The sequence below is a fragment of the Sporichthya sp. genome (genome assembly GCF_013815995.1).
Lineage (GTDB): Bacteria > Actinomycetota > Actinomycetes > Sporichthyales > Sporichthyaceae > Sporichthya.
Genome location: NZ_JACDFE010000267.1, coordinates 1 through 5404 on the forward strand (window position 1 = coordinate 1; position 5404 = coordinate 5404).

The window sequence follows — 5404 nt, forward strand, 5'->3', positions numbered from 1 at the left end:
ACCACTAGGTATCGTCGCCGCTGTGTTCTGCCTGATCCCGATCGTCGGGATGATTTCGCTGCTGCTCGCGCCGATCGGCTTCGTGTTCGGCGCGGTCGCCTGGCGTGGTGCCGCGAAGGGCCGGCGCTCCGGTAAGGGCAAGGCGATCGCGGGCGTTGTGCTTGCCGTCGTCGCCGGGCTGGGGGCGATCGCCTCCACCCTCGCGGTCGCCACCGCGGTGAACGAGGTGGGCAAGAGCACGGACCGTGCGTTCGGCAACGCCACCGAGCAGGTTCTCGCGCAGGACCTTGGCGTGGCGATCGGCAGTTACACCGTGCAGGACCTGGGCTTTGGTGCCACGGACGGTGCACTGCACGTGACGCTGACGAACAAGTCCGCCGAGCGGCAGTCCTTCGACCTCAAGATCGAGGCGCTCACCCCGTCGGGCGCGCGGATCGCGACCGACACCGCGTTCGTCTCCGACCTCGGTGCCGGCCAGTCCGACGAGGTGGCGCTGTTCGAGTTCGCCTCAAACGAGGACGCCGCTCAACTGAAGGACGCGACCTTCCACGTCATCGAGGCCTCGGCTTACTGACCTGACGGTCTCCGAACACCCGGCTCGCCTTCTTCGAGCCGGGTGATTCGGCTGTTGCGCTCGGAGTCCGTACGGCTTCCGGAGCAAGCTGATCAAGGCTAGTGCTGGAAGTCCGGGTCGATGTGGCGGTCACGGGCACGATTCATCAGCCTTCACCGTGCCGAAGTCGAACTTCCCCTCAAACTCATCGGCGGCGCCGGTGATCCGGGTACCCGCGCGCGGGCTCTGGTCGCAGACCTGCCAGCTGCGATCGAGCACCTGCATCCGCGAACCGTTCAGGTCATGGGAGATCGAGTAGAAGATGCCGAGCTCCTGCACTCTGTCCTGCGCATCCTGAAGGTTCATGCCCACGAAGTTCGGCATGGCGAACTCCACGAATTTCGCCGTGGCCGCCGGCTTCGCACTCTCGGCCGGGTCCGCTGTGGATTCGCCGGTGGGCGTGGCGGTGGATGCGGCGGTGGGCGGGGCGGTGCTGGCCGCGGCTTGGGACGCGAGCGCCTCGGCCACCGCCCGGTCGGTGCTGGCCTGATCTGTCGAGTCGCCGCCGCCGCAGGCGGACAAGGCGATCGTTGCGCCGACGATTGCCGTGGTGGCCAGCAGGTTGCGACGCATGAAGCACTCCCTGGGATCTGTTGAGCTTGTTCCCCTCCCGGGCGCCGCGCACACCGTCCAGGGCCCACGTGCCGGCCAACTACGACCGTGGAGGCGGATCAATCGACCTCGCGGTGGACCGGTCGCCCGAATTCAGTCGAGCGCGGCCTGCTGACGTCGACGACGCGGCTGCTGGAGCTCCACCGCCGCGACCACCTTCTTGCGCCCGCTCGGGCCCCTCGCTACCGAGGGCCTGGGCGCCGGCGGGAAGGTGACGGTGATCCGGCCACCCAACGCGGTCAGCAACCGCTGCAGGGTGTCGACCTTCGGGATCGTCCCCCCGGCCTCGAACCGGGCGACCTGGGGCTGGCGCATCCGCGCCGCGGTTGCAAGATCTTGCTGCGACCAGCCGCGCTTCTCGCGCTGCTTGCGTACCTGCGCGCCCAGCTCGTAGGCGAGCTTGGCCGCTTCGTAGGCCTCGGGTGCGCCGGGCTCGGCGTTGCGCCGGGCGACCATCTGGTCCCACGTCTCAGCCATCGTGTCCGCTCCCTAGCGTGTGTTGCTGGTCCTGGCAGAGCTTCATCGCGCGACGTGCCCGGTCGGCTCTCTGACCTCGCGTGATCGGGTCTTCGGGAAGACCGTCAGCAGGATGATCCGCCGTCCTGAGGCGACCAGTAGGTGATGCGAATTTGTTGGCGACCGACGCGGAACCGCAGTTCGCGCACTTCCCGTCCAGCTGGCGGGTGTGGGGCTCCTTCAAAGTGGCGCCCTTGTCCCGGAGCAGTTCGACGTAGAAACGGACGTGCTGGAACTCCTCGGTCGACAGCGAGTTGAGCCAGTCGGTGACCTCGGGCTCCCGTTCGATGCTACCCCAGGTCATAACAGGAATGGTATGGACTCTGCATCACAGGGCAGTCCTTTCCGTTCGCCCGACGGGTGGCATTTCCACGCGGTCCGCGAGCGTTTGCGGCCAGCGGAACTGGGTTCCCCGGATTCGGGTTCAGCCCTCGGTCGCGCCCAGCGTCAACGCACTCAACAGCGAACTGTCGGAGGCGGGGCATAGCTTCCCCGCCGTGCTTTCCCACCTGCACGAGACGCTGGTCGCGATGTTCCGCCACCGGCCGGCCTTCGCCGCTGAACTGCTGGCCGGGCCGCTGGGCCGACCCGTCCCGCACGAGCAGGCCCACCTGGGATCCGCCGAGGTGGTTGAACTGCGCCCGGCCGCCCACCGGGCGGACGCGCTGGTCCTGCTCGGCGACCCGACCCGGCCCGCGCTCGCGATCATCGTCGAGGTCCAACTACGCCGCGACGAGGACAAGAACTGGGTGTGGCCGGAGTACCTGACCGCCGTCCGCCGTCGTCTTCGCTGTCCCACCGTGCTGCTGGTGGTGTGCACTGACCGCGCCACCGCGCGGTGGGCCGCGGCACCGATCACCCTGGACGGTGCCGGCTCCCGGGTGATCGCCCAGGTGCTCGGGCCCGACGCGATCCCGGTCCTGACGGACCCTGCGGTTGCGGCGGCCGGCCCGGAGCTTGCGGTGCTCTCGACCCTGGTCCATGTTGATGACCAGGGCCCTTTCCAGGTCCTGGATGCCCTGGCGACGGCCCTGGACCAGGCCCCCGTCGAGCATGCGGTCGAGTACGCTCGACTGGTACTCGCCGCGCTGCCCGACCTCGCCCGGCGGTACCTGGAGGAACTGATGGCGACCGAGTCTTTCGAGTATCAGAGCGATTTCACGCGCACTCTCGAAGCCCGCGGGGAAGCCCGTGGCGAGGCCCGCGGGGAAGCCCGAGGCGAGGCCCGCGGGGAAGCCCGAGGCGAGGCCCGCGGTCGTGCGGCGATGGTCCTGCGGATCCTGACGGCCCGCGACATCCCCGTCACCGAGGAGGCCCGCGAGCGCATCACCGCGTGCACCGATCTCGCGCAACTGGAGGCCTGGGGCGACCATGCGCTCCGTGCCCGCAGCACCGACGAACTGTTCGGCTGACCGAACCAACATCGCGTCGGTCGAGCACCTCGGCCCCTTCCGTCGCCGCCGCGGTCTGACCAATCGGGCTGAGCTCGAACGCCTGGAGCACCGGTTGCGCGTGTACCTCGGGCTGTGAACCGCCCGGGCGGGCGCTCGGTCATCCGCCAGCCGGCGCGTCCGACAGCCCTTCAGCCCGCAGGGCGCGGTAGCGGTCACGCAGGCTGATCAGGTGAGCGCGGCACGACGCGGTCAGGTACCGTGGGCTGCCCAGTTCCTGGGAGCCGAAGCGGCCGTAGGGGTCCACGCCGATCGCGCGCAGCATCGGCTGGGCACGCTGGCTCGCGGAGAACGTCGGCTTCAGGCCGAAGTAGGCGTACAGATCCTTGACGTAGGTCACCTTCGGCCGGACCGGGGAGCGGTCGAAGAGCGAGTTGGCCGACCCGACGATCCAGCAGATCGCGGCGGCGGCGGTCTCGGCGCGCCCGTTGCGCCGGAAGATCGCCGGGTCCGCGGCCGCGATGTCGGCCAGCAGGCGGCGGATGACGGTCCGGTACTGGTCGTCGAGCAGGTCGGTGCAGCAGGCCTCGGTCAGCGCCAGCACCTCGCGCACCCGGTCGTGCACGTCGGTCGGGACGACGGCCCAGGCGAACGGCTCGTCTGTCAACGGAAGGTCGTCGAGGTTCTCCAGGGCCACCTCACTACCCACCGCGCGCCGGAGCTGACCAAGCATCAGATCCGCGATGACGACTCCGTCATCCTCGAAGTACACGAGGTCGAGGTTGTCGGGGTCGAAGAGCATCTCCGCCTCGGCGTCGGGATCCAGCGCACCCATCCGCGCCAGCAGGGCCGCGGGCCCTTGCAACCGGGGCGCCGCGATGGCGTCGAGGTAGTCGGGCTCGTACTCGACGATCGTGGCGAGCACCTCGTCGGTGAGCCCGGGCCGCAGCCCCCGTTCGGCGTGGCAGAACCGCACGAAGGCGCCCAGCAGCGCGGGGATCACCGCCAGCCGCTGGGCGGTGTCCGCGATCTTGCGGGGCAACCAGTCCAGCAGCAGGATCTCGACGGCGATCGAACTCCACCGCAACGGATCCCCGGGCCCGTAGCCGGTGGCGAACCACAGGACGTGGCCGAGCATCTCGCGGTGCAGCGCGTTGTCGAAGCTCGCCCCGAGCGTGGCGGCGAAGAAGCGGTCCGCGAGGGCCTGGACCTCGCGCTCGCTCCACTCCGGGCGCTCGTAGCCGCGGCCGTCCGCGGGCAGCATCGCCGTCATCCATTCCACGAGCGGGCGCGCGGCCGGCCAGGTGTCGGTCTCGAACGGCGGCACCGTCATGGCCGCGATCCCGATCGCCTCAGTGATCCGGGCCCGTGCATCGGCCGGGTCCAGGGCGGCGAAGGTGACGTCCGGATCCTCGGACAGGCGCTCCATGTGCTCGAGCACTTCGTCCAGGGCGCCGGGCAGGACGAAGGCGTCCTTCACCAGGGATCCGAGGTTGTGCTCGATGTAGACCACGGCCGTGATCTGCGCACCGCCCGGCAGGTCCACGCCGATCATGACGTTGTCGCCGTCGCCGAGCGGGTCGGTCATCACCACCACGCGCTTCGCCGGCGTCGCGTCGTCGAGGCCGGCCAGCCAGGCCGGCAGTGGATGCGACCGCTGCGCGAGTTCGCGGCGCATCCGGGTGGCCATCAGCTCCTCACCGCACAGGGCGCGCAGCGCGGTCAGCAGCGCCGTGGTCTCGATCCGCTCGATCTCGATCAGGCTGTCGACCAGGCCCGCGCGGTCGAGCTCCCGCGTGGGGCGGAACGGCCCCTGCTCGCGGGGGTCGATCAGGGTGAGCATCGAGCTGGCCAGCCCGAGCAGATCGAGCGGTTCCCCCCGCAGCGCAGTCCACACCTGCTGCATCAGGTCCGGCTCGCGCCTCGTGTTCCGCCCCGGTCCATGGGACGCCGGCTTGCGTGGACGCTTGCGCTTCTTCGGCACGCGACCACGGTAGACAGGACCCCAGACTCAACTGGCATCGGGCCAACCGCCTGAGGGGATCGGAGCCAGGACCGTCAGACTTCCAGGACCAGCCTCAAGGCGTCGGGCCTACGGGATCCGCCCGATGAACTCGACCTCGGCCGGCGCGCACAGCGCCCGGACCGCCTCGGCGCGATCGGCATGGAACGGGTCGAGCTGGACCTCCACGACCGTGGGCCGGGTGCGCCCGGCGGAGATCCGCACCCGCGCGACGTCCGGCTCGGCCAGCAGGGCGGCGGGGTCCAGCTC

6 protein-coding genes and 1 pseudogene are annotated in these 5404 nt (G+C 70.0%); 2 read left to right on the forward strand and 5 right to left on the reverse strand.

Annotated elements, in window-relative coordinates:
- Positions 1 to 574 (forward strand): annotated as a pseudogene (locus H0X00_RS21145) (hypothetical protein); the annotation flags it as partial.
- A gap of 129 nt (positions 575 to 703) precedes the next feature.
- Here the strand turns inward: H0X00_RS21145 and H0X00_RS21150 are convergent.
- The 3 genes from H0X00_RS21150 to H0X00_RS21160 all read right to left on the reverse strand — a co-directional run bounded on the left by H0X00_RS21150 (position 704) and on the right by H0X00_RS21160 (position 2045).
- Positions 704 to 1186 carry a PASTA domain-containing protein gene (locus tag H0X00_RS21150; RefSeq protein ID WP_293774572.1) on the reverse strand — a complete coding sequence of 161 codons (483 nt, stop codon included), beginning with the start codon at positions 1184 to 1186 and terminating at the stop codon, positions 704 to 706.
- A gap of 132 nt (positions 1187 to 1318) precedes the next feature.
- Complete coding sequence (locus H0X00_RS21155) at positions 1319 to 1702, reverse strand: helix-turn-helix transcriptional regulator (RefSeq protein WP_293774574.1); 384 nt, start codon at positions 1700 to 1702, stop codon at positions 1319 to 1321.
- Complete coding sequence (locus tag H0X00_RS21160) at positions 1695 to 2045, reverse strand: hypothetical protein (RefSeq protein ID WP_293774576.1); 351 nt, start codon at positions 2043 to 2045, stop codon at positions 1695 to 1697. Before H0X00_RS21160 ends, H0X00_RS21155 begins: the two co-directional genes overlap by 8 nt.
- Positions 2046 to 2238: 193 nt before the next feature.
- Here H0X00_RS21160 and H0X00_RS21165 point away from each other — a divergent pair, with 193 nt between their 5' ends.
- Positions 2239 to 3153: a hypothetical protein gene (locus H0X00_RS21165; protein ID WP_293774578.1), complete on the forward strand. Its 915-nt coding sequence runs from the start codon at positions 2239 to 2241 to the stop codon at positions 3151 to 3153.
- Positions 3154 to 3292: 139 nt separating this feature from the next.
- Here the strand turns inward: H0X00_RS21165 and H0X00_RS21170 are convergent, their stop codons facing one another.
- Positions 3293 to 5116 (reverse strand): DUF6398 domain-containing protein, encoded by a 1824-nt coding sequence (locus H0X00_RS21170; RefSeq protein WP_293774580.1) that lies wholly within the window; start codon positions 5114 to 5116, stop codon positions 3293 to 3295.
- 108 nt (positions 5117 to 5224) lie between these two features.
- Positions 5225 to 5404, reverse strand: a 180-nt coding sequence (locus tag H0X00_RS21175; RefSeq protein ID WP_293774582.1) for a hypothetical protein, incomplete at its 5' end; no start/stop codon positions are given.